A 23,941-nucleotide genomic window follows, 5' to 3' on the forward strand; every position below is an offset into this window, starting at 1 on the left:
ACTAAGGTCTGTGGAGACATCTTTCGGACCCGCGCGTCCCTGAATTCAAGCTCTCCAGTTGTCACTCTCGCGAGGTCAGTAGCGAGCTCAGCGGCCGGAACGGCTGCAGCCACGCCCCCTGTTCCGGCAGCGAATCAAGGCTGATCCGCGGCAACCGCTCCCGGAACACACCAGGGATGTCCTCGAGGTCGACGAACTCCAAGGTATCCGAGGCTAGCGCCCAGCTCGCATGTTCGCGAAATCCGAGCACAGAGGCGGCGATGCCGAGACCACATAGTTCTTCCAGCGGTTCCCGGAAAGCCTGACCGTCGGCGGAGGCGACCGCCACCGCCACCAGTCCCTGCTCCTTCCGCAGCGCGATGTGTTCGAGCATGTCGGAGTCGACATCACTGTCCTCATCGATCTTCGGCTTGGCAAAGACCGCAAAACCCACGTTACGCAACGCTTCGACCCAGGGCCGGACGACGTCGGCGCTGCCGGGGGCGATATTGGTGAACACGGTCGCCTCGGGCTCCACCCTGACCTGCGGGTGCAACGCCGCTACCTCGGCAGTGCGGTTGAGCAGCCAGCGGCCCAATGCATCGAAGCGGGGCCGCTCCACGCCGGTTGGACGGCGGCCCAGGATCGCGCCCAGACCCATGTCCAGATTCGGGGCGTCCCACACCAGCAACACCCGTTGTGTCGGTGGTACCTCGACGGTCGGGTCGGTCCCAGTGGGCTCGGCGTCCACTCCGACTTTCAGGTCGGGGCTGGTCATCAGACCCGCTCCCAGACGAACTCGTTGATGACGCTGCCCGCAGTGCGGCCCTTCGCCTCGTACTTGGTCGTGGGGCGAGCGATCGAGATCGGCAGGGCGGCGTCCCCGACCGGGTTGGTTACCCGGCGCAGACCCGGTTCGCCGTCGCCGGACTCGGCGATCTGCACCGCGTAGTCGGCATGATCGGTGGCCGCGTGCAGGATCCCGCCAGGCTGCAGCCGATCGGCGATCAGCGCCATGGTGGCCGGCTGCAACAGCCTCCGCTTGTGGTGCCGGGCCTTGGGCCACGGATCGGGGAAGAAGACGCGCACCCCGATCAGCGATGACGGGGCGATCAGGTACTCCAGCACGTCGAGGCCGTCGCCGCGCAGCAACCGGATGTTGCTCAGCTGTTCGCGGTCGATCGCGCACAACAATTGCGCCAGCCCGCGCTCGTAGATTTCGACGGCGATGACGTCGAGGTCCGGCTCGGCCTGTGCCATCGCCACCGTGGAGGTACCGGCTCCGCAGCCGATCTCGAGCACCAGGGGAGCGTCGCGGCCGAACCAGCCCTGCGGGTCCAGAGGCTGGGGCCGGTCCGGACCGTCCGGCGGCACGACCTCGGCGCCCAGGTCGGGCCAGAGCCGCTCCCAGGTCTGGCGCTGACCGTCCGACAGTGCGGAGTGCCGGTAGCGGACGCTGAAGTTGCGGAAACGGCGTGGAGAGGGGGTGTCGACGCCAGGGACGTCTGGTGCTGACTCGACGTCGCGCTGAGCATGCATGCAGTCCATGGTGGCCCATGGACCGTCGTGTACCCACTTCGCGGTCCACATTGATACCCAACAGTTGCCTACCGGGGCCCATGGGCGGGCGGTTCTGATCCGGCGGTGACTCGCGCCGCGGCGGGGCAGCTGACACCATGGCCCCGGGGCCGAGCGCGCAGGGAGGCAGGGCCGTGACACAGGGGCACCAGCTCTTCGCCGACGAGCTGACAGCGCTGGCCATGCAGAACGCCGACCCGCGACTGGCGATGATCGCCGCGGCCATCACCGCGCCGTTGCAGGTCGCGGTACGTGGCCGGCGCGGTGTCGGTCGGCGCACCGTTGCCGCGGCGCTGGCCGCCGCCGGGGTCCGCGTCGCCGAGCAGCCCGCTGGCGCTCAAGTCGCCGACTTGTCCGTTCATGTCGTCGCCGAGGTGATCAAGCCCGAGGACACTGCCGCACTGCATGCCGCGCGTCGGCACCCGGTGCTGGTGGTGCTGAACAAGGCCGACCTATGCGGGCACGACGGTGTTGCCGAGGTCGCGGGCGCGACTCGGGGGCCGGTTGAGCCGATGTCGGCGTTGTTCGCGCTGGCCGCACTCGGCGGTGGGCTGGACGAGGCACTGTGGGAGGCCCTAGGCCGCGTCGCCGCGCGGCCCGCCGATCTGCGCTGCGCCGAGCTGTTCGTGAGCGGTCCGCACCCGGTGCCGCGCCAGACTCGCGAGCGGCTGTGCGCCACCGTCGACCTCTCCGGGGTCGCGGCACTGCTTGACCTGGCCGGCAGCGACGGCACCGTGGCGCAGGCCCGCGCACGGATGCGCCGGCTCAGCGGTGTCGATCGTGTCGTTGCCCAGCTGAAGATGATGGGCGCGGCCGTCCACCACCGGCGGATGTCGGAGGCGGTGATCCGGTTGGAGGCGATGGCGGTCGGGGACAGCCGCCTCGACGAGTTTCTGAACCGCGACGCGACGGCCGCCGCCCGGCTGAGCGCTGCGGCGACCGCGGTCGACGTACCGGAGGAACCGGTGCTGGCACGGGCCCGCCGCTGGCAGGCTCACCGCAGCGCGCCTGTCAATGCCGCCCAGCGGTCCTGTGCCGCCGACATCGCCCGGGGATCGCTGCGGGCCTGGGCGGCGACGCGGGACCGCCCATGACCGCCTCTGGTGCAGATTCGGCCGATCCAGACCCCACCATCGGGGTTGACGCCCTCGTCGCTGAGGTTGCTCCCGAAGTGCGTCCACCGACGGTGCGGCGCTGCGACGTGGTGGTGGTGACCGGCCCCTGGCTGGCGGGGGTCAGTGCGATGACCCAAGCCCTGACCGACCGGATGCCGCAATGGCTGGTGATGGAAGCCACCGAACTCGCACCGGGGGAGGTGCCGCTGGCGGTGGTGTTCGTGGTGTCGGCAGCCGCCGTACTGACCGAGTCGGACTGCGCGCTGCTCGATGCCGTGGCCGCCCACACCGATGTGGTGATCGGCGTGGTCTCCAAGGTCGACGTCCACCGGCAGTGGCGCGAGATGCAGGCAGCAGCTCGCGAAACCCTTATCGGCCACGCGCCGCGCTACCGCGACGTGACCTGGGTGGGGGCAGCCGCGGCACCCGAACGTGGCGACCCGCGGATCGACGACCTGATCGCGGAACTGACCCAACAGCTCGAGGAAGGCGACGCCCCGCGGCGTAACAGGCTGCGGTCTTGGGAGTTCCAGTTGCGTACCGACGCCGATCGCATCGACCGCGACGCCCGCGCGGAAGGGCGTCGCGCTCGAGTGACGCAACTGCAGGAGCAGCGTGACGAGGTGGTGCGGCAGCGGCGAATGTCGAAATCGGAGCGCGTGATCGCTCTGCGCAGCCGCATCGCCCAGGCCCGTGTGCAACTGTCCTACTTCGCCAGCAAGCGGTGCGCCTCGGTACGCAGCGAGCTTGCCGAAGACGCGGCGGGCATGACGCGGCGCCGGTGGGCCGAGTTCGAGTCCTATGTCCACGACCGGCTGACCGAAGTGGTGGCGGAGGTCGACCAGGGGATCACCGACCATTTGGCCGACGTCGCCCAGGAACTTGGGCTGGCCGCCCACGAACCGTCGGCCGTAACGGCGGTGACACTGCCGCAGGTCGACTCCGGCAAGCCGCCGTTGGAGTCCCGACGGTTGGAGACCCAGTTGATGGCGGTGCTGGGGATCGGCTTCGGGCTGGGCGTGGCCTTGACCTTGAGCCGGGTCTTCGCTCATCTCGCGCCCGGACTTGCCGCGATGGGTGCGGCCGGATGCGCCATCGCCGGAGTGGTGGCCACGGTGTGGGTAGTCCGGATTCGGGGGCTGTTGCGCGACCGGGTGGTGCTCGATCGGTGGGTGGGACAGGCCACCACCGCAGTGCGGTCCTCGGTGCAGGAGCTGGTGGCCCTGCGGGTGGTGGCCGCCGAGTCGGTGCTCACCGCCGAGCTCGCCGGGCACAACGAGACCGAGGCCGCGCGCGTCGCCGACCGGGTTGCCGCATTGGACCGGGAACTGCGTGAGCATGCGACCGCCACGGCCCGCGCTGCCGCGGTACGCGATCGCAGGCTGCCGGCGTTGCGGCGGGCGTTGGACAATGTGCGCGCTGAGCTGGGTGAATCAGGCCCCGTCGACGCCGCGGTCACGGGCGACAGATAGCTCGAGTTGCGATTGTTTCGATCCGTGTAGCTATTGACGGTAATCTCTTATTTAATGACGGTATAAGAGGTGACAGCGGCGCGCAGCTGCGGCAACGCCACCGAGTGACACAGGTTACACAGGAGAGCTCAATGACCTCAGCGACCATTCCCGGTCTGGACACCGCCCCGACGAAGCATGGCGAGTTGTTGGCCTGGGTTCGGGAGGTCGCGGAGCTCACCCAGCCCGACCGGGTGGAATGGTCCGACGGTTCCGAGGAGGAGTGGAACCGGCTGATGGCCCTGCTGGTGGAGTCCGGCGCGGCGGTCAAGCTCGACGACGAGAAGAAGCCCAACTCCTACCTGGCGCTCTCCGACCCGGCCGACGTCGCGCGGGTCGAGTCACGCACCTTCATCTGTAGCCGCACCGCCGAAGGTGCCGGCCCCACCAACAACTGGATGGACCCGGACGAGATGCGGGCCACCATGACGGAGCTGTACCGCGGTTGCATGCGCGGTCGCACCATGTACGTCATCCCCTTCTGCATGGGCCCGCTGGGCGCCGAGGACCCCAAGCTGGGCATCGAGATCACCGACTCGCCCTACGTGGTGGCGTCGATGAAGGTGATGACCCGGATGGGCACCGCCGCGCTGGAGAAGATCGGCACCGACGGCGCCTACGTCAAGGGCCTGCACTCGGTCGGCGCCCCGCTGGCCGAGGGTGAGCAGGACGTGCCGTGGCCGTGCAACTCCGAGAAGTACATCACCCACTTCCCGGAAACCCGCGAGATCTGGAGCTACGGCTCGGGTTACGGCGGTAACGCGCTGCTGGGCAAGAAGTGCTACGCGCTGCGGATCGCGTCGGCGATGGCCCACGACGAGGGCTGGCTGGCCGAGCACATGCTGATCCTCAAGCTGATCTCGCCGGAGAACAAGGCCTACTACGTGGCGGCCGCCTTCCCCTCAGCCTGCGGCAAGACCAACCTGGCGATGATCCAGCCGACCATCCCGGGCTGGCGGGCCGAGACCCTCGGTGACGACATCGCATGGATGCGGTTCGGCAAGGACGGCCGGCTTTACGCGGTGAACCCGGAGGCGGGCTTCTTCGGCGTGGCGCCGGGCACCAGCCGCAGCTCCAACCCGAACGCGATGATCACGCTGGAGCGTGGGAACACCGTCTACACCAACGTCGGCCACACCGACGACAACGACGTGTGGTGGGAGGGCATCGACGGGGAGACCCCGGCGCACCTCACCGACTGGAAGGGCAACGACTGGACGCCCGAGTCGGACACCCCTGCCGCGCACCCGAACTCGCGGTACTGCACCCCGATGTCGCAGTGCCCGATCCTGGCGCCGGAGTGGGACGACCCGCAGGGCGTGCCGATCTCGGCGATCCTGTTCGGCGCCCGTCGCAAGACCACGGTGCCGCTGGTGAGCCAGGCCCGCGACTGGCAGCACGGCGTCTTCATCGGCGCCACCATGGGCAGCGAGCAGACCGCCGCCGCCGAGGGCACCGTGGGCGCGGTGCGCCGCGATCCGATGGCGATGCTGCCGTTCATCGGCTACAACGCCGGGGACTACATGCAGCACTGGATCGACACCGGTAAGCACTCCGACGAGTCGAAGCTGCCGAAGGTGTTCTTCGTCAACTGGTTCCGTCGTGGCGAGGGCGGCCGGTTCCTGTGGCCCGGCTTCGGCGAGAACAGCCGGGTGCTCAAGTGGATCGTCGAGCGGGTCGAGGGTAATGCCGGCGGCCAGGAGACGCCGATCGGCACCGTGCCCACCGCTGCCGACCTGGACCTGGACGGGCTGGACGTGACCGCCGCCGACGTGGACCAGGCGCTGATCGTTGACGCCGACGAGTGGCGCGCGGAGCTGCCGCTGATCGAGGAGTGGTTCGAGTTCATCGGCGACAAGCTGCCCACCGGCCTGCGTGACGAGTTCGAAGCCCTCAAGCAGCGCTTGGGCTAGTAACCCGTTTCGAGTACTTCACGGAACCGCACTTAGGGGATTCCCTGAGTGCGGTTCTGTTTTCTCCGGGTGCGGGGGTGCGGCTCAAGTGACTGACGCCCCCACTTGACAGCCGTCAAGTTTGCCCCCAGTACAGTCAGCCCATGCAGATTCGCGAACACCTCGATGCCGAGAACCCGGCCGTCATCCTGCACCCCTCGGGCACTGTCGTCACCTTCGGTGAGTTGGAAGCCCGGGCGAACCGGTTGGCGCACTTCTTCCGGGCCGCGGGGCTGGTCGAGGGCGACGTCGTCGCGATCATCATGGAGAACAACGAGCACATCCACGCCGCGATGTGGGCGGCGCGGCGCAGCGGCCTGTACTACGTGCCGATCAACACCCACCTCACCGCTGCCGAAGCCGCGTACATCATCGACAACAGCAATGCCAAGGCGATCATCGGCTCGGCCGCGCTGCGCCAAACCTGCGCGGACCTGGCCGAATACTCCCCCGCAAGCGGGAGGGACCCCCAGCCGGCCGGCCTGCCCGAGCTGCTGCTGATCGCCGATGGCGACCTGGACGGCTGGCAGCGTTACCCGGAATGTGTTGCCGACCAACCGGATACACCTATCGACGACGAAATCGAGGGTGATCTGCTGCAGTACTCGTCGGGCACCACCGGGCGACCCAAAGGCATCAAACGTCCGCTGCCGCACCTGCCCCCGACCGAGGTGCCGGGACTGATGGCGATGCTGGTCTCGGTATGGATGGGCCCGGGTTCGGTCTATCTGAGCCCCGCCCCGCTGTATCACACCGCGCCGTCGGTGTGGTCGATGCAAGTGCAGGCAGCCGGGCTGACCACCGTCGTCATGGAGAAGTTCGACGCCGAGTCCGCACTCGACGCCATCCAGCGCTATCACGTCACACACGGGCAGTTCGTGCCCGCGCACTTCACCCGGATGCTGAAACTTCCTGCGGACGTGCGGGACTCATACGACGTCTCCAGCCTCAAGCGGGTCATGCACGCCGCCGCGCCGTGCCCGGTGGAGATCAAGCAGCAGATGATCGACTGGTGGGGGCCGATCGTCGATGAGTACTACGCCTCATCGGAGGCGCACGGCTCCACGCTGATCAGTGCCGACGAATGGCTCAAGCACCCCGGCTCGGTGGGCAAGGCGATGTTCGGTGCGGTGCACATTCTCGACGAGGACGGCAACGAGTTGCCGGCCGGGCAGTCCGGTGAGATCTACTTCGAGGGCGGCAACGCTTTCGAGTACCTCAACGATCCGGACAAGACCGCGAAATCGCGCCACGCGCAGGGCTGGACGACCGTCGGCGACGTCGGCTACCTCGACGACGAGGGCTACCTGTACCTCACCGACCGGCGCCACCACATGATCATCTCCGGCGGGGTGAACATCTACCCGCAGGAAGCGGAGAACCTGCTCATCACGCACCCGAAGGTGTTGGACGCCGCAGTGTTCGGGATCCCCGACGACGAGATGGGCCAGAGCGTGAAGGCGGCCGTGCAGACCGTCGACCCGGCCGACGCCACGCCCGCGTTCGCCGCGGAACTACTCGATTGGGTGCGGAATCGCTTGGCGCACTACAAATGTCCGCGGTCGATCGCGTTCGAGGAGCAGTTGCCCCGCACCGACACCGGCAAGCTCTACAAGAACGAACTGGTGGCCAAGTATTCGGCGTGATGCCGGCCCGTCGCGGCGAGGTTAGGACGCGTCGCCCGGCTGCCCGGGGGCGCCTTGACTGCCGGCCTGCCCGTGCACGGTGCCCGGTCCGGCGGCGCCGCCAGGGCCGCCTGCACCGGCGGTAGACCCGTCGCCCCCATTGCCGCCCGCGCCGCCGTTGCCGCCGTCACCGCCGAAGCCGACCCCGTGGCCGCCGTCGCCGCCATGGCCGCCGGCCCCGCCGGTCCCGGCGGCGCCAAGGGCGTCGCCGCCGTCGCCCGCCGTACCGCCGTTGCCTCCGTCGCTGCCGCTGCTGCCGACTATCACCGGGGTGGCACCGCCGCCGGTCCCGCCGTCACCGCCGCGGCCGCCCCGGCTGCCGGTTCCGGTGGCCGTGCCGCCGTCGCCGCCGTGACCGCCCTGCCCGCCGCCGGCCGCGTCGCCGCTGCCGCCGATTCTGCCGCCGTCACCTCCATTGCCCCCGGACCCGCCGGCAGTGCTGTTGCCGGTCGCCGACCCGCCGTGGCCCCCGATGCCGCCCGCGCCTCCGCCGCCGGCCAGCTGGCCGCCGTCGCCTCCCCGGCCGCCGCTTCCTCCGGACCCGGCCGTCCTGCCGTCGCCCACGGCGGCGCCACCGTTGCCACCATCACCGCCGGCGCCCCCGCTGCCGTACAGGTAGTTGCTGTCGCCGCCGTTACCACCGTTGCCGGCCGAACCGCCGTCTTCGGCGCCCTCGCCGCCGTGCCCGCCATTGCCGCCGTTGCCCCACACTTCGCCGCCATTGCCGCCGCTACCGCCGTCGGCGCCCAGCCCACCTGCGCCGCCGTCACCGCCGTTGCCGAACAGGCCGGCATTGCCGCCGTTACCAGCAGCGACACCCGCGAGGGTCGACGACCAACCGTTACCCCCGTCGCCGAACCACAGGCCGCCGGAACCACCGTCTGGGTGGTCCGCGGTCCCATCGGCACCGTTGCAGATCACTCCGCAGCCGCCGTCGGCCAGCGGTGCGAACAGTGGGTTTACCAGGTTGTCGAACAACTGGCCGGCCGGACTGTCGAGCCAGTCCTGCATGGACTCGTGCAGCCACTCGTAGAGACCGGCCGTACCGGAGGCGTCGGCGGCCAGCGCCAGCACGTCGCTGCCGCTGGGATCTGGGCTCGCCAAGCTCCAAACAGTGGGATCCAGCCAGGCCAGGCCCGCGGTCGATGCGCCCGTGTCTTGGTCCGTCAAGCCGAGAAGCGGGTTGAGCAGATCGGCGATCCAATCGAACTCGTCCGCGCGTGCGCCAGGGGCCGAACCGATCGGAGCCAGGCCGAACGCGGCCAGTGCTGCCAGCGCGGGAACGGTCCGTCGCGTGGCCTTACTGCGGTGAAGCGGCATTACTGAGCAACCTTTCGGGAGCGCGTCGCGCGAAGCGGGCGGAAGGCGCCCGTCCGGCTGGACCTTTTGCAGCAGTTCGGTCCGTAGCCGAGAAATGACTCATGGTCTCCCTAGGCTACTAAACCAACCCATTGGTATGACTTTATAGCACTTTACCGTATGTTCATGTGGACAACGGTCGGCTTGAAGGCTACCGTCAAGCACTGTAGGGGGACGGGCACAGATTCTCTTAAGCCCAAACAAAGTCTTAGTCAAGTTCAGAAGGGGCGGGCCAACGGTGGCACATATTCGGCGCGGTAGTCAGAACACTCAATCGGCAGCGCGGCGACGCGACCGTGCGATCGGGGCGGCAGCCTCGGTCGGGGCCTTCTTGGCGTTCGGAATGGCGCCCCTGGCGGCCGCTCCGTCTGCGCAGGCCGACGACTTCGGCCTCGACGCGTTCTGGGACATGTTCGGCGTCGGCGACAGCAACACCACGGGATTCGACCTGTTCGACGTCTCCGCGTGGGGTGTCCCGGGCGCTGCCGACGGTGGCCTGTACGACGCTGACTTTGCCCAGATGTGGCAGGACAGCTTCTACCTCCCGCTGCACGCCATGATGCAGGACTGGATCAACAGCGACTTCGGATCGAGCGTTAACGGTGTGGTCAACCAGCTCTTCGCGCCGTTCACCGATGGCTTCTGCGGGATGATCTGCAACGGCGCGGACGGCACCGAGACCAGCGTGGACGGCCGGGCCGGCGGGTTGTGGTTCGGCGACGGCGGTAACGGCTGGGCCTCGAACCTCGAGGGCATTGCCGGTGGTAACGGCGGGCACGCCGGCGGTATCGGAAACGGCGGTGACGGAGGCGTGGGCGGCCTGGGCGCCGACGGCGGAAACGGGGGCCACGGCGGCGAGATGTGGGGCAACGGCGGCGACGGTGGCGCCGGCGGTAACGGCACCGCCACGTTGGACGCGGGTAACGGCGGCAACGGTGGCTCGTCGGGTCAGGCCCAGGACCTCTTAGGCATGGGCGCCTGGGGCAACGGCGGCAACGGTGGGGCCGGCGGCGCCGGCTGGACCGGTACCAACGGCTCCGCGGGAAGCGGTTCCGGGGGCGCCGGGGGTGACGGTGTGGCCGGTGGCAACGCCGGCAACGGTGGCGCTGGCGGCGCCGGCTCCTCCTATGTCGGCATCGGAGGCAACGGCGGCGCGGGCGGTGTCGGTGGCGCCGGCGGCAGTGGCGGCAACGGCGCGGCCGGTGACGGTGGCACCTTCGCCAACAACGGTTCTGGAGACGGCGCCGGCGGCGGCAACGGTGGCAACGGTGCCGTCGGCGGCAAGGGCGGTGTCGGTGGTGCTGCCGGTAACGGCGGCTCCGCCAACGGCATGGTCGGTGTCAACGGCGACGGCGGCCTCGGTGGTAACGGCGGCCTCGGTGGCGACGGCGGTACCGGCGCTGCCGGCTTGGCGGTGAACGGCGTCGGCGCCAACGGTGCCGCCGGTGGTAACGGTGGCACGGGAGGTAACGGCGGTGCCGCGGCGGCCGGCGGCGCAGCCGGTGGAACCGGTGCCACCGTGGGCGCTGCCGGTGCCGACGGCGACGGCGGAAACGGTGGCAACGGCGGCGCCGCCTCGGCTGCGACCGACGGCCGCGACGGTGTCAACGGCTACCGCGATGGCGGCACCCCGCCAGACATCTCAGCTACCAGTGGCGGTAGCGGCGCTGCCGGCGGTAACGGTGGCGCCGGCGGAAACGGCGGCGGGACCGCCGGCAATGGCGGCAACGGCGGTGTCGGCGGTGCCGGCTCCGACGGTGGCGACGGCGGCCACGGCAGTGCCTCGATTCACGGGACGACCGATTCCGTGCACGGCCTCTACAACGCCCCCGGCAACGGTGGCTCCGGTGGCGCCGGCGGTAACGGTGGCGCGGCTGGTTCCGGTGCGGCCAACGGCAGCGACGGCCAGATCGGTGACGGCGGCGACGGCGGTAACGGTGGTAGCGGCGGCGACATCGCCGACGTCACCGGCCAGGCATCCGTGGAGGGCCCGGCCGGCTCCGGGACCCTGGGCCCGCAGGGCTCGGCCGGTACCGGTGGAGCCGGTGGCAACGGCGGCTCGGGTGCCACCGGCGGTACCGGCGGCAACGGCGGCAACGGCGGTAGCGACCCGAACGCGGGTGGCGCCCACGGCGGTGACGGTGGCGCCGGTGGCTCCGGCGGCGTCGGCCTGGCGAACGCCGACGGCTCCGGCGGCGTCGGTGGCGACGGCGGTACCGGTGGAAACGGCGGCAACGGCAGCAACATTCGTTGGGGTGACCCGGACTGGAACACCACCTCCAACGACTCGTCCTCTGGCCCGATTGACAATGTCCACGGTGGAGCCGGTGGTGACGGTGGTGCCGGCGGTGCCGGTGCCAACACCGGTGGTAACGGCGGCACCGGCGGTGACGGCGGCGACGTCATCACCCCGCACCTGGGCGACGACGGCCTCAACGGTGGCGCCGGCGACACCCCAGGAACCGGCAGCACCGGTGGTGCTGAAGGCGCCGGGGGCGCCGCGGGCGCCGGCCCCGCCGCGGGCGACGCGGGCCAGGACGGCACCCCGGGCGTCGTTGTCCCGTAGTAGGACAGCCCACAAAGAACACCCCGCACGAATCGTGCGGGGTGTTCTTTGTGGCGGATAGGCTGGCGTAGCGGCTAGATCCCGCCGCGGGAAACCAGTTGTGCTGCAATCACATTGCGTTGTATCTCGTTGGTTCCCTCGCCGACGATCATCAGCGGTGCATCCCGGAAGTAGCGTTCCACGTCGTACTCGGTCGAGTAGCCGTAGCCGCCATGGATCCGTACCGCGTTCAGCGCGATCTCCATCGCGGCTTCCGACGCGAACAACTTGGCCATGCCCGCCTCCATGTCGCAGCGCTGCCCACTGTCGTAGCGTTCCGCGGCATACCGGGTGAGCTGGCGGGCGGCCGTCAACTTGGTCGCCATGTCGGCCAGATAATTGCCCACGCTTTGGTGCTTCCAGATCGGCTGGCCGAAACTCTCGCGTTGTTGGGCGTAGGCGAGTGCATCCTCGAGCGCGGCGGTCGCCACCCCCAGGGCCCGCGCCGCGACCTGGATGCGACCGGTCTCCAGCCCCTTCATCATCTGGGCGAAGCCATTGCCGGGGGTGCCGCCGAGCACCGCCGCCGCCGGCACCTGGCAGCCGTCGAAGCTCAGCTCGCAGCTCTCCACCCCCTTGTAGCCCAGCTTCGGCAGGTCGCGTGAGATCGTCAGGCCGGCGCTGGGATTCTCCACCAGCAGCACCGAGATACCGCTGTGCCGCGGCGTGGCCTTCGGATCGGTCTTAGCCAGCAGCGCAATCAATCCCGAATAGCGGGCATTGGAGATCCAAGTCTTGGACCCGTTGATCACCAGCGTCTCCGGGTCGGCCGACGGCACCGCGGACGTCGTCATGCTCTGCAGGTCACTGCCGCCGCCCGGCTCGGTCAGGGCCATGGTGGCGCGCAGCGCCCCGGTGGCCATCGCCGGCAGATAGCGCTGCTTCTGCTCATCGGTACCGAACAGGGTCAGCAACTTGGCCACCACGGTGTGGCCGCCCATCGCCCCGGCCAGGCTCATCCAGCCGCGGGCCAGCTCCTGGGTGACCAGTACGTAGCACGGCATCGACACCGGGGTACCGCCGAACTCCTCGGGAACAGCCAGGCCGTAGATGCCGAGGTGCTTCATCTGTTCGATCCACGCCTCCGGGTAGGTGTTGGCGTGCTCGACGTCGCGGACCGTCGGCTTCACCTCCCGGTCGATGAACTGACGCACGGTTTCGACCAGAATCGACTCTTCGTGGTTCATCGGTTCACCGTATGTCAGGATTTTCCCGTGACCAGCGGCCCCTACTTCGATGAGCTCCAGGTCGGTCAGGTGTTCGACGAGGCTCCCGCGATGACCCTGACGGCCGGTGCGGCCGCGCTGCATCAGGCGATTCTCGGGGACCGGCTCCGGCTGCCGCTGGACGCCGAACTGTCCCAGGCCGTGACCGGGGCGACGACGCCGCTGGCCCATCCCGGGCTGGTCTGCGACGTCGCGATCGGTCAGTCCACGCTGGTCACCCGGCGCGTCAAAGCCAACCTGTTCTACCGCGGCCTAGCCTTCTTCCGGTATCCGCTGATCGGCGATACCGTTTTCACCCGCACTGAAGTCGTTGGACTGAAGCAGAATTCAGCCAAGCCCGGGCGCGAACCCACCGGTCTGGTGGCACTGCGGATCACCACCATCGACCAGGTGGACCGGCTGGTGCTCGACTTCTACCGTTGCGCGATGCTGCCGCTAAGTCCGGGTGCCTCAGATACTGGCCACAGCGATGACCTCTCTGCCATTGGTGCGGGCCTCGCGGTGCCGCCGGACGTGACCGCCGAGTGGGACGCCGCGGAGTTTCGTCAGCGGGTACCGGGACCGCACTTCGACCCCGGTCTTGCCGGTACGGTCCTGACCAGCACCGGCGACGTGGTCTCCTCCGCCCCGGAGCTGGCCCGATTAACCCTCAACATCGCTGCCACCCACCATGATTCGCGGGTTGCCGGGCAGCGGTTGGTCTACGGCGGGCACACCATCGGCTTGGCGCTGGCCCAGGCCTCGCGGCTGCTGCCGAACCTGGTCACGGTGCTGGGCTGGCAGTCCTGCGATCACACCGGGCCCGTCCACGAAGGTGACACCCTCTACAGCGAACTGCACGTCGAATCCGCCCGCGACAGCGTGCTGGAGCTGCGGTCGCTGGTCTACGCCGCCGGTGCCGCCGGTGAAGCGGACCGTCAGGTACTGGACTGGCGTTTCACCGCCCTGCAGTTCTGAGCGCAGCTCTGCTCGCCAATGAATTAGTGCGGCAGGTCGCGGAACGGGGCCTCTCGGTACGGGTCGGGCTCCTTGGGCAGGCCCAGCACCCGCTCGCCGATGATGTTGCGCTGAATCTGGTCCGTGCCACCACCGATCGAGGTGAAGTAGGCGTTGAGCGCCCGGAAGGTCACCGCGTCGCCGACCGGATTGTCCGGACCGGAGAGCATCGACTCGACGCCGACGATCTCGGTCTGGACCCGCGCAGTCTCGTGCAGGATGCGGGACATCGCGATCTTGCCCAGTGCCAGCAGGGTGGCCGACTCGGCGCGATCGGCGCTGGTTTTGGCCCGCTGATTATTCCAGCGGTTCACCGTGGTCAGCGCCTGTATGCGGGCGATCTCCTGGCGAATGTGCGAGTCGCCAAGACAACCGGCATCGCGGGCCAATTCGACCAGGCCGCTGGACTTCTCCTTGCGGCGTGCGGTGCGTGCGACGTCGCCCATCAGCCGACGCTCGTAGCCCAGCGCGACCTGCAACACCGACCATCCTTCGCCCGGTTCCCCGATCCGGTTGGCGTCGGGAACCCGGGCGTTGGTCAGAAACACCTCATTGAACTCTGATTCACCGGTGATCTGGTGGATCGGCCGGACTTCCACGCCGGGCTGGCGCATCGGGAGCATGAAAAAGGTGATTCCATTGTGCTTGGGCACGTCCGGATTGGTGCGCGCCACCAGCATGCCGTAGTCGGCGGTGGTCGCGAACGACGTCCAGACCTTCTGCCCGTTGATGATCCAGTCGTCACCGTCACGCTCGGCTCGGGTGCGCAGGCCGGCCAGATCCGATCCCGCGCCGGGTTCGCTGTAGAGCAGGCACGACTTGGTCTCGCCACGCAGCGCCGGCGGCAGCAGCCTGTGCTTCTGCTCGTGCGAGCCGCGGTCGTGGATGGTGCAGGCGAACAGGTCGGCCCGGTCATGGCCAGTCCCCGGAGCGCCGACTGCAGCGAATTCGGCTGCCACCACGCGGGATTGACGGTCGGTCAGGCCGCGGCCGTAGCAGTCCGGCTCCCAGCTCGGAGCGGTCCATCCGGCGGCGAGAATCGCCGCGGCGTAGGTGGCACGGTCGGTTCCGGGTGACCAGTTGGCGGCCAGCCAGTCGCGGACTTCACCGCGAAGTTCGTCGTTGGGGTCGGGCAGCGTCATCTCACGCTCCGATCTCTTGCAGGTAGCGTTCCCGGTGCCAGGAGGGGCTGCCGAACAGGTGGGCATCGCTGCGCGCCCGGCGCAGATACCGGTGCGCGGGATGTTCCCAGGTGAACCCGATTCCGCCGTGCACCTGAATGTTGGTGGCGCCAACAAAGACAAAGGCATCCGAGCAATACGCCTGGGCCAGTGCCAGATCCGCGGTCCAGTCGGCAGATCCGTCGGCGCCCGCCGCAGCCACATGGCGAGCGGCCGTCACCGCCGACTCGGCCTCCAACAACATGTCGGCGCACATGTGCTTGACGGCCTGGAAACTGCCGATAGCCCGGCCGAATTGGAAGCGGGTCTTGGCGTAGTCGCGCGCCATCTCCATGGCGAACCGGGCGGCACCCGCCTGCTCCCCGAGCAGTGCCACCGCGGAACGGTCCAGCGCGGAGTTCAATGCGGCGACGCCGGCTGCGGCCGAGCCGACCGCCGTCGCCGGAGCGTCTGCCAACCGGACCAGACACAATCGTCGGGAGGGATCGACGGTGGTCAGCGGCTCCACCGTCACGCCCGGCCCGGCCGGATCGACAGCGAAGATTCCGGGTCCGTCCTCGGAGTCAGCCAGCACGTAGAGCAGGTCGGCGGTGTCCGCGTCGAGGACGAACCGCTTCTCGCCGGAGACCAGTCCGTCGCGCGCCGTGGTGGCCGGTATCGCGGGTGGACGGGTCGAATCGCTCTCGGCGAAGGCAACCGCGACCCGGGTGCGCCCGGCGGCAATCGCCGGCAACACCGCCTCGTGTTGCGCCGGGTCATCCACTGCCATAAGAAGATTGACCGCAAGCACCGCCGTCGACAAGTACGGGCCGGAGAACAGGACCCGACCCAGCTCTTCGGCTACTACGCCTACCTCGACCAATCCGGCACCGGCGCCGCCATACTGCTCGGGCACCAACAGGCCCAGCAGACCCATCGCCGCCAACTCGGACCAGGCATCGTCGTCGGGCGAGCGTTTGGTCATCAACTCCGCGACCGCGCCGCGCAGGGCCCGCCGTTCTTCGGGGCTGGAGCCTGCCACCGTCAGGCCCTCCGGCCGAAGGCGTTCCGCAGGCTCGCGCACTGGGAGGCGAAGAAGGCCCGTGACACCGCGACTTTGGGCATCAACAGGTCGAACCCGTGGAATGCCCCCTCGACGGTCTCGACCTCGCAGGGCACACCGGCTTGACGCAGTCGCTGCGCGTAGGCCAGATCCTCGTCGTGAAACAGATCCAAGGTGCCCACTCCGATCCAGGCCGGCGCCAGCCCGCTCAGGTCCGCACGCCGTGCCGGCACTGCGACCTGCGGATCCGCGTCGCCCAGATACGCGGTCCAGCCGAACAGATTGCTCCGCGGATTCCACAATCGGTAGCTCCGATTGGCCGGCAGCGCCGCGCTGCGATCATCGAGCATCGGGTACACCAGCAGCTGCAGCACGGGGGAGACCTCCCCGCGGTCGGCGGCCAACTGCGCCAGCGCGGCAGCCAACCCGCCACCGGCACTGGCGCCGCCGATCGCGATCCGGGCCGGATCGACCCCGGGCAGCTCAGCGAGCCGGGTCAGCGCCGCCCAGCAGTCCTCCAACGCGGCGGGATAAGGGTTCTGCGGCGCCAGTCGGTAGTCCACCGACGCGACCGTGGCACCCAGTTCGGCGCTGAACCTGCGGCAGAGGCGGTCATCCTGGGCGGCCGTGCCGATGACGTAGCCGCCGCCGTGAATCCACAGCAATGCCGGTGCCGGATCGGCGGCGCGATTCGGCGGCCGAAAGATCCGGACGCCTGCGCCCGAGGGCAGGCCCAAGACCTCGACGTCGCCGGGGGTGCGCCGGCCCTGCACCCCGGTGAGTGCCTGCAGCACCGGCAGCGTCCGACGCCCGATCCCGCCACGCGGAAGGAACCGGGCAGTTCTGCGCAGATCTGGATGGAACCCGCTGCTTACCATCGGCTCAGTATTACCGGCGCCGGATCGGCGGCGTCGTCAACCCACCGGATTGCAACCGCCTCCGAACCCAAACGCGGTACCCTGCGCCAATGACGGGACGATCGCAGACCCCGGAGACCGGGCTCGACCTGGCCGGCCGGCTGCGTTGGCTGATGCGAGCTCGGCCGAGCGACTACCTGCTGGCGCTCAGCGTCGCCTCAGCGTCCTTGCCGGTGGTCGGCAAGCACCTGGAACCCCTGGGCGGGATGACCGCGATGGGGGTATGGGGCACGCGCCACATGCCGGAATTCTTCTCCAGCGCCACCAAGTCCTGGCTGGCGCCAGGGGCCGCCGCCGCCCGCAAGCAGGAGCGCGAGCAGACCCCTGTGGTCAGCGATGCCGCGCTGCGCGGGGTGGTCGCGGCAGCCGACCTCGACATCGACTGGCCCCAGCCGGAACAGGCGCCGCCGGTGGTGAAGGCGTTGCAGCACCGCCGGCACATCTATCGCTCCGGCGTGCAGTACGGCAGCGACCCCGCGCAGGTGCTCGATGTGTGGCGGTCCCGCGAGCTGCCCGACGGGCCTGCACCGGTGCTGATCTACGTCCCCGGTGGTGCCTGGGTGCACGGCAGCCGGCTCTTGCAGGGTTATGCGCTGCTGTCCCACCTGGCCGAGCAGGGCTGGGTGTGCCTGTCGATCGACTACCGGGTCGCCCCCCACAACCGGTGGCCGAGCCACATCGTGGACGTCAAGACCGCGATCGCCTGGGCGCACGCCAACGTCGATAAATTCGGCGGCGACCGCAATTTCGTTGCCGTGGCGGGCGCTTCGGCCGGCGGGCATCTAGCCGCCCTGGCCGGGCTGACCGGCAATGCGGTCCGCGACGCCGAATTCGCCGATCAACTGCCGGCCGGTGGGGACACCTCGGTGGACGCCGTGGTGGGGATCTACGGCCGCTACGACTGGGAGGACCGCTCCACCCCCGAACGGGTGGCGTTCGTCGACTTCTTGGAGCGGGTGGTGGTCGGTCGCTCGATGCGGCGCCATCGCGACATTTACCGGCAGGCTTCCCCGATCGCACGGGTGCATCTGGATGCGCCGCCCTTCCTGGTGGTGCACGGCAGCGCCGACACCGTCATCCCGGTCCAGCAGGCGCGTAGCTTCACCGACCGACTGCGGGCGGTGTCACGTTCCAAGGTCGGCTACCTGGAGCTGCCGGGTGCAGGGCACGGTTTCGACATGACCGACGGGGCCCGCACCGGTGCGGTGAGCACGGCAATCGGTTTGTTTCTCAACCAGATTCACCGCGACCGCACCACGGTCGGGAGCAAACAGATCATCTGAACCCGCCCGCCGCGGTATGGTCCCTGCATGGCGAGGGGTGTGGGGTGAAGCGGCTCACCGGGTGGGATGCGGTTCTGCTGTACAGCGAGACGGCGAACGTGCACATGCACACTCTCAAGATCGCGGTGATCGAGCTGGATTCCGATCGGCACGGGTTCGACGTCGAGGCTTTTCGGCGGGTGATCCACGGTCGGCTCTACAAGCTGGATCCGTTCCGGTACCAGCTGGTGGACATCCCCGGTAAGTTCCACCATCCGATGTGGCGGGAGAACTGCGAAGTCGACCTGGCGTATCACATCCGGCCGTGGTCGCTGCCCGCTCCGGGTGGGCGCCGCGAACTCGATGAGGCCATCGGCGAGATCGGCAGCACGGCACTGGACCGTAGCCGCCCGCTGTGGGAGATGTACTTCATCGACGGCCTGGCAAACAACCGGATCGCGGTGGTCGGCAAGATCCACCACGCCCTGGCCGACGGGATCGCATCGGCGAATCTGATGGCTCGCGGGATGGATCTGGTGGCCGGTGGGCCAAACGAGCGTGACTCCTACGAAACCGATCCCGCCCCCACCGGCGGGCAGCTGGTGCGCTCGGCGTTCCGCGATCATTTCCGGCAGATGGGCAAGATCCCGGCGACCATCGGCTATACCGCAGCCGGCATCGGTCGGGTCCGGCGCAGCAGCCGCAAACTCTCCGCCGACCTGACCCGGCCGTTCACCCCGCCGCCGAGCTTCATCAACCACGTGCTCACACCCGAACGCCGCTTCGCCACCGCAACGCTGGCGCTGGCCGATATCAAGGCGACCAGCAAACAGTTGGGGATCACCATCAACGACCTGGTGCTGGCCATCTCGGCCGGGGCGTTGCGCACGCTGCTGCTGCGCTACGACGGGAAGGCGGATCACCCGCTGTTGGCGTCGGTGCCCATGAGCTTCGACTTCTCCGCCGACCGGATCTCCGGCAATCGGTTCTCCGGAGTGCTGGTGGCCTTGCCGGTCGATGTGGCCGACGTTCGGGATCGGATCGCAAAGGCCCGGGAGGCGGCTGATCTGGCCAAGGAGGCCCACCACTTGGTCGGGCCGGAGCTGGTCAGCCGGTGGTCGGCGTACCTGCCGCCGGCGCCCGCGGAGTCATTGTTCCGGTGGCTGTCGGGTAAGGACGGCCAGAACAAGGTTCTCAACCTCAACATCTCCAATGTTCCCGGTCCGCGGGAGCGCGGCAGGGTCGGCGGTGCGCTGGTCACCGAGATCTACTCGGTGGGGCCGTTGACCGCCGGCAGTGGCCTGAACATCACGGTGTGGAGCTACGTGGACCAGCTCAATATCTCGGTGCTGACTGACGGTGTCACCGTTGAAGATCCGCATGAGGTGACCAATGCTCTGGTCAACGAGTTCGTCGACATCCGCCGTGCCGCTGGACTTTCCGAGCAGCTGACAACCGTCGAGACCGCGATGGCGCCGGCTTAGGTCTCAGTCGGACGCCGCCAGCTCCTGAAGTTCGCGTCGCAGTACCTTGCCGGTGTTGTTGCGCGGCAACGCCTTCAGGATGGTGATGTCGCGCGGAACCTTGTACCCGGCCAGATTCTCCCGGACGTGCTGTTTCAGTTCGTCGGGCGACGCCGAGGTTCCGGGCGTCAACACCACGAAGGCCACCAGCCGTTGCCCGTAGTCGGCGTCGTCGACACCGATCACCGCGGCCTCGGCGACGGCACCATGGGTGATCAACGCCTTCTCGGTCTCGATCGGGTAGACGTTCTCGCCCCCGGAGACGATCATCTCGTCATCCCGGCCGACCACGAAAAGCCTTCCGGTGTCGTCGAAGTGGCCCAAGTCGCCGGATGCCATGAAACCGTCGTGGAACATCTTCGAGTCGCCGCCGGTGTAGCCGTCGAACTGCGAGGAGTTGCGGACGAAGATCTGCCCGGTCACCCCGACCGGAACCTCGGCGAAATCCGCATCCAGGATCCGGATCTCGCTCCCCGGTGCCGGGCGGCCGGCGGTGTCGGGGGAGTAGCGCAGGTCCTGCGGTGTCGCCAGTGCGATCATGCCGGCTTCGGTCGCGTTGTAGTTGTTGTAGACCACATCGCCGAAGGTGTCCATGAACGCCGTCACCACGTCGGGATGCATCCGCGAACCAGACGCCGTCGCGAACCGCAGTGACTTGCAGGGGTATTGGGATCGAATCTCGTCCGGCAGCGCCATGATCCGGTCGAACATCACCGGTACGACGCACAGTCCGGCCGCGCGGTTGGACTCGATGAGTTCCAGGGTGGCTTCGGGGTCGAACTTCCGTCGGGTGGCGATCGTGCAGGCCATGGTGAGCGCCAACGCCAGCTGGGAGAACCCCCAGGCGTGGAACATCGGCGCGGCGATCACCACGGTTTCCTCGGTGTGCCAGGGGATTCGGTCGAAAATCGCTTGCAGGTCGGCGATCCCGCCTCCGCCGCGTCCGGAGCGCCGCGCCCCCTTGGGGGTGCCGGTGGTTCCGGAGGTGAGCATGACCAGCTTGCCGCTCCGCGCCGCTTTGGCCGGTCGACGTCCGGCGTTGGCGTCGATCAAGTCGTCTGCCGTCAGGCCGGGAACCTTACTGTCGGTCCAGCTCACCACCCGCGTGCAGCCCGAGTCGACCGGCACGGCCAGATCCACTGCGGCGGTGAACTCTTCGTCGTAGAAGATCAGGTCAACGCCTTCACGGGCGACGACTTCGGCCAACGCCGGTCCGGCGAAGCTGGTGTTGAGCAGCAGCACATCCGCGCCGATCCGGTTGGCGGCCGCCAGCGCCTCGATGAAGCCGCGATGGTTTCGACACATCAGCGCGATCGCCCGAGGCGTCCGTCCGGGAAGCCGTTGCAGACCGGCGGCCAGCGCGTTACAGCGCCGGTCGAGCTCGGCGTAGGTACACATACCGCGCTCGTCGATGATCGCCGCGCGATCGCCGCACCGCTGGGCCGCCATGGCGATCCCGGTAGTGGTGGTACCGCCTTCAGCGGCGGCCGCGGCGGCGATCCGCAGGTATTTGTCCGGGCGCATGGGTGCCAACAGCCCGGCCCGGCTGAAGGTCACCAGCATCGAGCCGACCCGGTTGAGCGAGTCGAATAGGCCCATCCCGTTCAGCCCAAGATCGGCAGACGGCGTTCGCTGGCCAGCTTGTCCAGCGCCTTTTGCATGACGGCACGCACGTGCGCGTCGACGACGTCGATGTCCGGGTCCTCGCCGAACTCCGCGATGATGTCGATCGGCTCGCACGTCTGCATGACGATCTTGGCGGGCAGCGGCAGGTTGACCGGCAGGACCGCCGACAGGCCGAACGGGAAGCCGAACGAGATCGGCAGAATCTTGACCCGCATCAGTTTGTCCAGCCGCAGGGCTTTGGCAAGCCCGGCCCCGCGGGAGAGATAAAGCTGGCTTTCCTGGCCGCCGATCCCGACCGTCGGCACGATCGGCACGCCGGCGTTGATCGCGGCGCGGATGTAGCCCTTGCGGCCGTCGAAGTCGATCTTGTTCACCTCCCGCGTGGGCCGGTAGGCGTCGTAGTCGCCGCCGGGAAAGACCACCACCACGCCGCCGGAGCGCAGCGCCTCGTCGGCGTTGGCGTGGTTGGCCGGGATGAAGCCGGTCTTGCGGAAGAAGTCGGCGGTGTAACCGGTGAAGATCAGGTCGTGGCTCAGCGTGTAGACCGGGCGCTCGTAGCCGAACTTCTCGTAGAAACCGGTGGCGAACACCGGGACGTCCATCGGAAACAGGCCGCCGGAATGGTTCGAGACCACCAGGGCGCCGCCGTTGGGGAATGACTCCAGGCCCCGCACCTCGGCCCGGTGGTAGCCCTTGATGAAGGGTCGCAACAGGCCCATGACCCGTTCGGTCAGCCCCGGGTCCCATTTCGTGATGGGCCGGGGAACGTCGTCCGACCAGTCATTGTCCGGCGTGTCCACCGCGGCCCCCTCAATTGGAACGTGTTCTAGTTTTGCCCATATTACCGGCTCAGACCCGCTGGTGGATACCATCAGCAAACTGTTCCGAGTGGCCCGAGGGGAGCTCCGCATCGACCTGCAGGCGTACTTCGATCGCATCGGCTATCGCGGTGGCACCGAGCCGACGCATGAGACGCTCACCGCCTTGGTGTCCGCGCACGTCCGTCGCATCCCGTTCGAGAATCTCGATCCCGTCATGGGTGTGCCGGTGATCGACCTCAGCTCGGCGGCACTGAGCGCCAAGCTGGTGGCGCGACGCCGCGGCGGCTACTGCTACGAGCACAACAATCTGATGCGCGACGTACTGTGCGCGCTCGGCTTCGGAGTCGAGCGGCTGGCCGGGCGGGTGGTGTGGATGAGCCCGGAGGGATTGGACGGGCCGCCGCATCCTCAGACCCACCAGGCCTTGGCGGTGAGGATTCCGGGATCAGAGCAGCCCTATCTCGTCGACGTGGGATTCGGCGGGCAGACGCCCACGGCTCCGATCCCCATGGTCCTCGACGAAGTTCAGCAGACGTCCCATGAGCCGTTTCGGCTGTGTCGGCGTGGGAGCGGTGCCGACGAGTTGGTGTTGGAGACGCTGATCGGCGAGCGCTGGCGGCCGTTGTACATCCTGGCGCTGCAGCCACGGCCGCTGATCGACATGCAGGTGGGCAGTTGGTACGTGTCCACCTACCCCGAGTCGAACTTCGTCGTGGGCCTCAGTGCGGCGCTGGTGACCGACGATGCCCGCTGGAACCTGCGCGGCCGCAACCTCGCCATCCACGCCGGCGGCGGCACCGAGCGGATTCGGTTCGACGACGCCGCACAGGTGTGTACGGCCCTGACCGATCGCTTCGGCATCGACCTGGCGGGGTTGGGCGACGTCGAGGCCAAAGTCGCATCGGTGCTGGACACCTGATGGTCAAGATCGCGTTGGCGGGCGCTGTGGCGGCCGCGGGGCTGGCCTTCGCCGGCGTCGCGTCGGCCGCACCGATGCCGGGTATTGAGTTGCTGGACGACAACAGCAGCTGCACAGCGGGCTTTCTCACCCAGGACGACGCCGGCGGCTACTACCTGCTGACCAGCGGTCACTGCGATTCGCACGACGGGTCGCAGTGGACCGACGTCTTCGAGACGCCGCTGGGCCGGATCACTGCGAGTGAGAACAACGGCGAGGACCGCGACGCCGCGATCATCAGGCTCGACCCGGCCGCCGGCCGGCCCAACGGCAGGATCGCGGGCCGTTACCCGGTGGCCAATGTGCTCACTGCCGATCAGATTCACGTCGGGATGGAGATCTGCAAGATCGGTGCCCAGACCGGTGAGACCTGCGGTCCGGTCAGCGCCATCGTCGGCAACCTTGTGGAGACCGATGTGTACAGCACCATCGGCGACAGCGGCAGTCCCGGCTATGTGGTCAACCCGGACGGCACCGTCAGCGCGGTCGGGATCCTGATGGGCGGACCGGTGGACGACGACTACTCCACCGACTTCGTCCTGCTGGATCCGTTCCTGCGTCAATGGGGATTGCACGTGGTCCGTTAGAACGTTGCGATTCCGGCG

General features: G+C 68.6%; 19 protein-coding genes. 10 read left to right on the forward strand and 9 right to left on the reverse strand.

The window, feature by feature from the left end; translation table 11 throughout:
* Positions 1–61 precede the first annotated feature (61 nt).
* Positions 62–757 carry a PIN domain-containing protein gene (locus tag RCP37_RS00875; RefSeq protein ID WP_308485184.1) on the reverse strand — a complete coding sequence of 232 codons (696 nt, stop codon included), beginning with the start codon at positions 755–757 and terminating at the stop codon, positions 62–64.
* A complete protein-coding gene (gene trmB, locus RCP37_RS00880) occupies positions 757–1,518 on the reverse strand; it encodes a tRNA (guanosine(46)-N7)-methyltransferase TrmB (protein WP_308485185.1) in 762 nt (253 codons plus the stop codon). The genes RCP37_RS00875 and trmB overlap by 1 nt, the downstream gene beginning before the upstream one ends.
* A 173-nt stretch (positions 1,519–1,691) precedes the next feature.
* Between trmB and RCP37_RS00885 the strand changes: the two genes are divergently transcribed.
* The 4 genes from RCP37_RS00885 (at position 1,692) to fadD4 (ending at position 7,781) form a co-directional block, all read left to right on the forward strand.
* Complete coding sequence (locus RCP37_RS00885) at positions 1,692–2,651, forward strand: P-loop NTPase family protein (protein WP_308485186.1); 960 nt, start codon at positions 1,692–1,694, stop codon at positions 2,649–2,651.
* The gene (locus RCP37_RS00890) at positions 2,648–4,144 is read left to right on the forward strand and encodes an AAA family ATPase (RefSeq protein ID WP_308485187.1); all 1,497 of its coding nucleotides are present in this window, start codon (positions 2,648–2,650) and stop codon (positions 4,142–4,144) included. The genes RCP37_RS00885 and RCP37_RS00890 overlap by 4 nt, the downstream gene beginning before the upstream one ends.
* Before the next feature lie 131 nt (positions 4,145–4,275).
* On the forward strand, positions 4,276–6,096 hold the full coding sequence (locus RCP37_RS00895; RefSeq protein WP_308485188.1) for a phosphoenolpyruvate carboxykinase (GTP): 1,821 nt from the start codon (positions 4,276–4,278) through the stop codon (positions 6,094–6,096).
* 143 nt (positions 6,097–6,239) lie between these two features.
* On the forward strand, positions 6,240–7,781 hold the full coding sequence (gene fadD4 / locus RCP37_RS00900; protein WP_308485189.1) for a fatty-acid--CoA ligase FadD4: 1,542 nt from the start codon (positions 6,240–6,242) through the stop codon (positions 7,779–7,781).
* Between the two features lie 21 nt (positions 7,782–7,802).
* Here the strand turns inward: fadD4 and RCP37_RS00905 are convergent, their stop codons facing one another.
* Complete coding sequence (locus tag RCP37_RS00905; RefSeq protein ID WP_308485190.1) at positions 7,803–9,140, reverse strand: PGRS repeat-containing protein; 1,338 nt, start codon at positions 9,138–9,140, stop codon at positions 7,803–7,805.
* Positions 9,141–9,417: 277 nt separating this feature from the next.
* On the opposite strand from RCP37_RS00905, the gene RCP37_RS00910 reads away from it, so the two are divergent.
* A complete protein-coding gene (locus RCP37_RS00910; protein WP_308485191.1) occupies positions 9,418–11,745 on the forward strand; it encodes a PGRS repeat-containing protein in 2,328 nt (775 codons plus the stop codon).
* 74 nt (positions 11,746–11,819) lie between these two features.
* Here RCP37_RS00910 and RCP37_RS00915 read toward each other — a convergent pair whose 3' ends face one another.
* Positions 11,820–12,971, reverse strand: a complete 1,152-nt coding sequence (locus tag RCP37_RS00915) for an acyl-CoA dehydrogenase family protein (RefSeq protein WP_308485192.1) — start codon at positions 12,969–12,971, stop codon at positions 11,820–11,822.
* Positions 12,972–12,998: 27 nt separating this feature from the next.
* On the opposite strand from RCP37_RS00915, the gene RCP37_RS00920 reads away from it, so the two are divergent.
* Positions 12,999–13,967, forward strand: coding sequence for a MaoC family dehydratase (locus RCP37_RS00920; protein WP_308485193.1), 969 nt, complete (start codon positions 12,999–13,001; stop codon positions 13,965–13,967).
* Between the two features lie 23 nt (positions 13,968–13,990).
* Here RCP37_RS00920 and RCP37_RS00925 read toward each other — a convergent pair whose 3' ends face one another.
* Genes RCP37_RS00925 through RCP37_RS00935 form a run of 3 tightly spaced genes read right to left on the reverse strand, consistent with a single transcriptional unit; the run spans position 13,991 to position 17,107 of the window.
* Positions 13,991–15,148, reverse strand: a complete 1,158-nt coding sequence (locus RCP37_RS00925; protein WP_308485194.1) for an acyl-CoA dehydrogenase family protein — start codon at positions 15,146–15,148, stop codon at positions 13,991–13,993.
* Between the two features lies 1 nt (position 15,149).
* Positions 15,150–16,208 (reverse strand): acyl-CoA dehydrogenase family protein, encoded by a 1,059-nt coding sequence (locus RCP37_RS00930; RefSeq protein ID WP_308485195.1) that lies wholly within the window; start codon positions 16,206–16,208, stop codon positions 15,150–15,152.
* A 2-nt stretch (positions 16,209–16,210) separates the two neighbouring features.
* Positions 16,211–17,107, reverse strand: coding sequence for an alpha/beta hydrolase (locus RCP37_RS00935; RefSeq protein ID WP_308485196.1), 897 nt, complete (start codon positions 17,105–17,107; stop codon positions 16,211–16,213).
* An 89-nt stretch (positions 17,108–17,196) separates the two neighbouring features.
* On the opposite strand from RCP37_RS00935, the gene RCP37_RS00940 reads away from it, so the two are divergent.
* Together RCP37_RS00940 and RCP37_RS00945 are read left to right on the forward strand one after the other, a co-directional pair.
* A complete protein-coding gene (locus tag RCP37_RS00940) occupies positions 17,197–18,429 on the forward strand; it encodes an alpha/beta hydrolase (RefSeq protein WP_308485197.1) in 1,233 nt (410 codons plus the stop codon).
* A 44-nt stretch (positions 18,430–18,473) separates the two neighbouring features.
* Positions 18,474–19,892, forward strand: a complete 1,419-nt coding sequence (locus tag RCP37_RS00945; protein ID WP_308485198.1) for a WS/DGAT/MGAT family O-acyltransferase — start codon at positions 18,474–18,476, stop codon at positions 19,890–19,892.
* 3 nt (positions 19,893–19,895) lie between these two features.
* On the opposite strand, the gene fadD12 is transcribed toward RCP37_RS00945, so the two are convergent.
* Positions 19,896–21,530 carry an acyl-CoA ligase FadD12 gene (gene fadD12, locus RCP37_RS00950; RefSeq protein WP_308485199.1) on the reverse strand — a complete coding sequence of 545 codons (1,635 nt, stop codon included), beginning with the start codon at positions 21,528–21,530 and terminating at the stop codon, positions 19,896–19,898.
* A 5-nt stretch (positions 21,531–21,535) separates the two neighbouring features.
* The gene (locus tag RCP37_RS00955) at positions 21,536–22,357 is read right to left on the reverse strand and encodes a 1-acyl-sn-glycerol-3-phosphate acyltransferase (protein WP_308485200.1); all 822 of its coding nucleotides are present in this window, start codon (positions 22,355–22,357) and stop codon (positions 21,536–21,538) included.
* Between the two features lie 88 nt (positions 22,358–22,445).
* Between RCP37_RS00955 and RCP37_RS00960 the strand changes: the two genes are divergently transcribed.
* Both RCP37_RS00960 and RCP37_RS00965 read left to right on the forward strand, forming a co-directional pair.
* Complete coding sequence (locus tag RCP37_RS00960) at positions 22,446–23,297, forward strand: arylamine N-acetyltransferase family protein (RefSeq protein ID WP_308485201.1); 852 nt, start codon at positions 22,446–22,448, stop codon at positions 23,295–23,297.
* Positions 23,297–23,923: a S1 family peptidase gene (locus RCP37_RS00965; protein ID WP_308485202.1), complete on the forward strand. Its 627-nt coding sequence runs from the start codon at positions 23,297–23,299 to the stop codon at positions 23,921–23,923. The genes RCP37_RS00960 and RCP37_RS00965 overlap by 1 nt, the downstream gene beginning before the upstream one ends.
* Positions 23,924–23,941: the final 18 nt, after the last annotated feature.

Origin of the sequence: Mycolicibacter sp. MU0102 (assembly GCF_963378105.1) — a bacterium.
GTDB classification, from domain to species: domain Bacteria; phylum Actinomycetota; class Actinomycetes; order Mycobacteriales; family Mycobacteriaceae; genus Mycobacterium; species Mycobacterium holstebronense.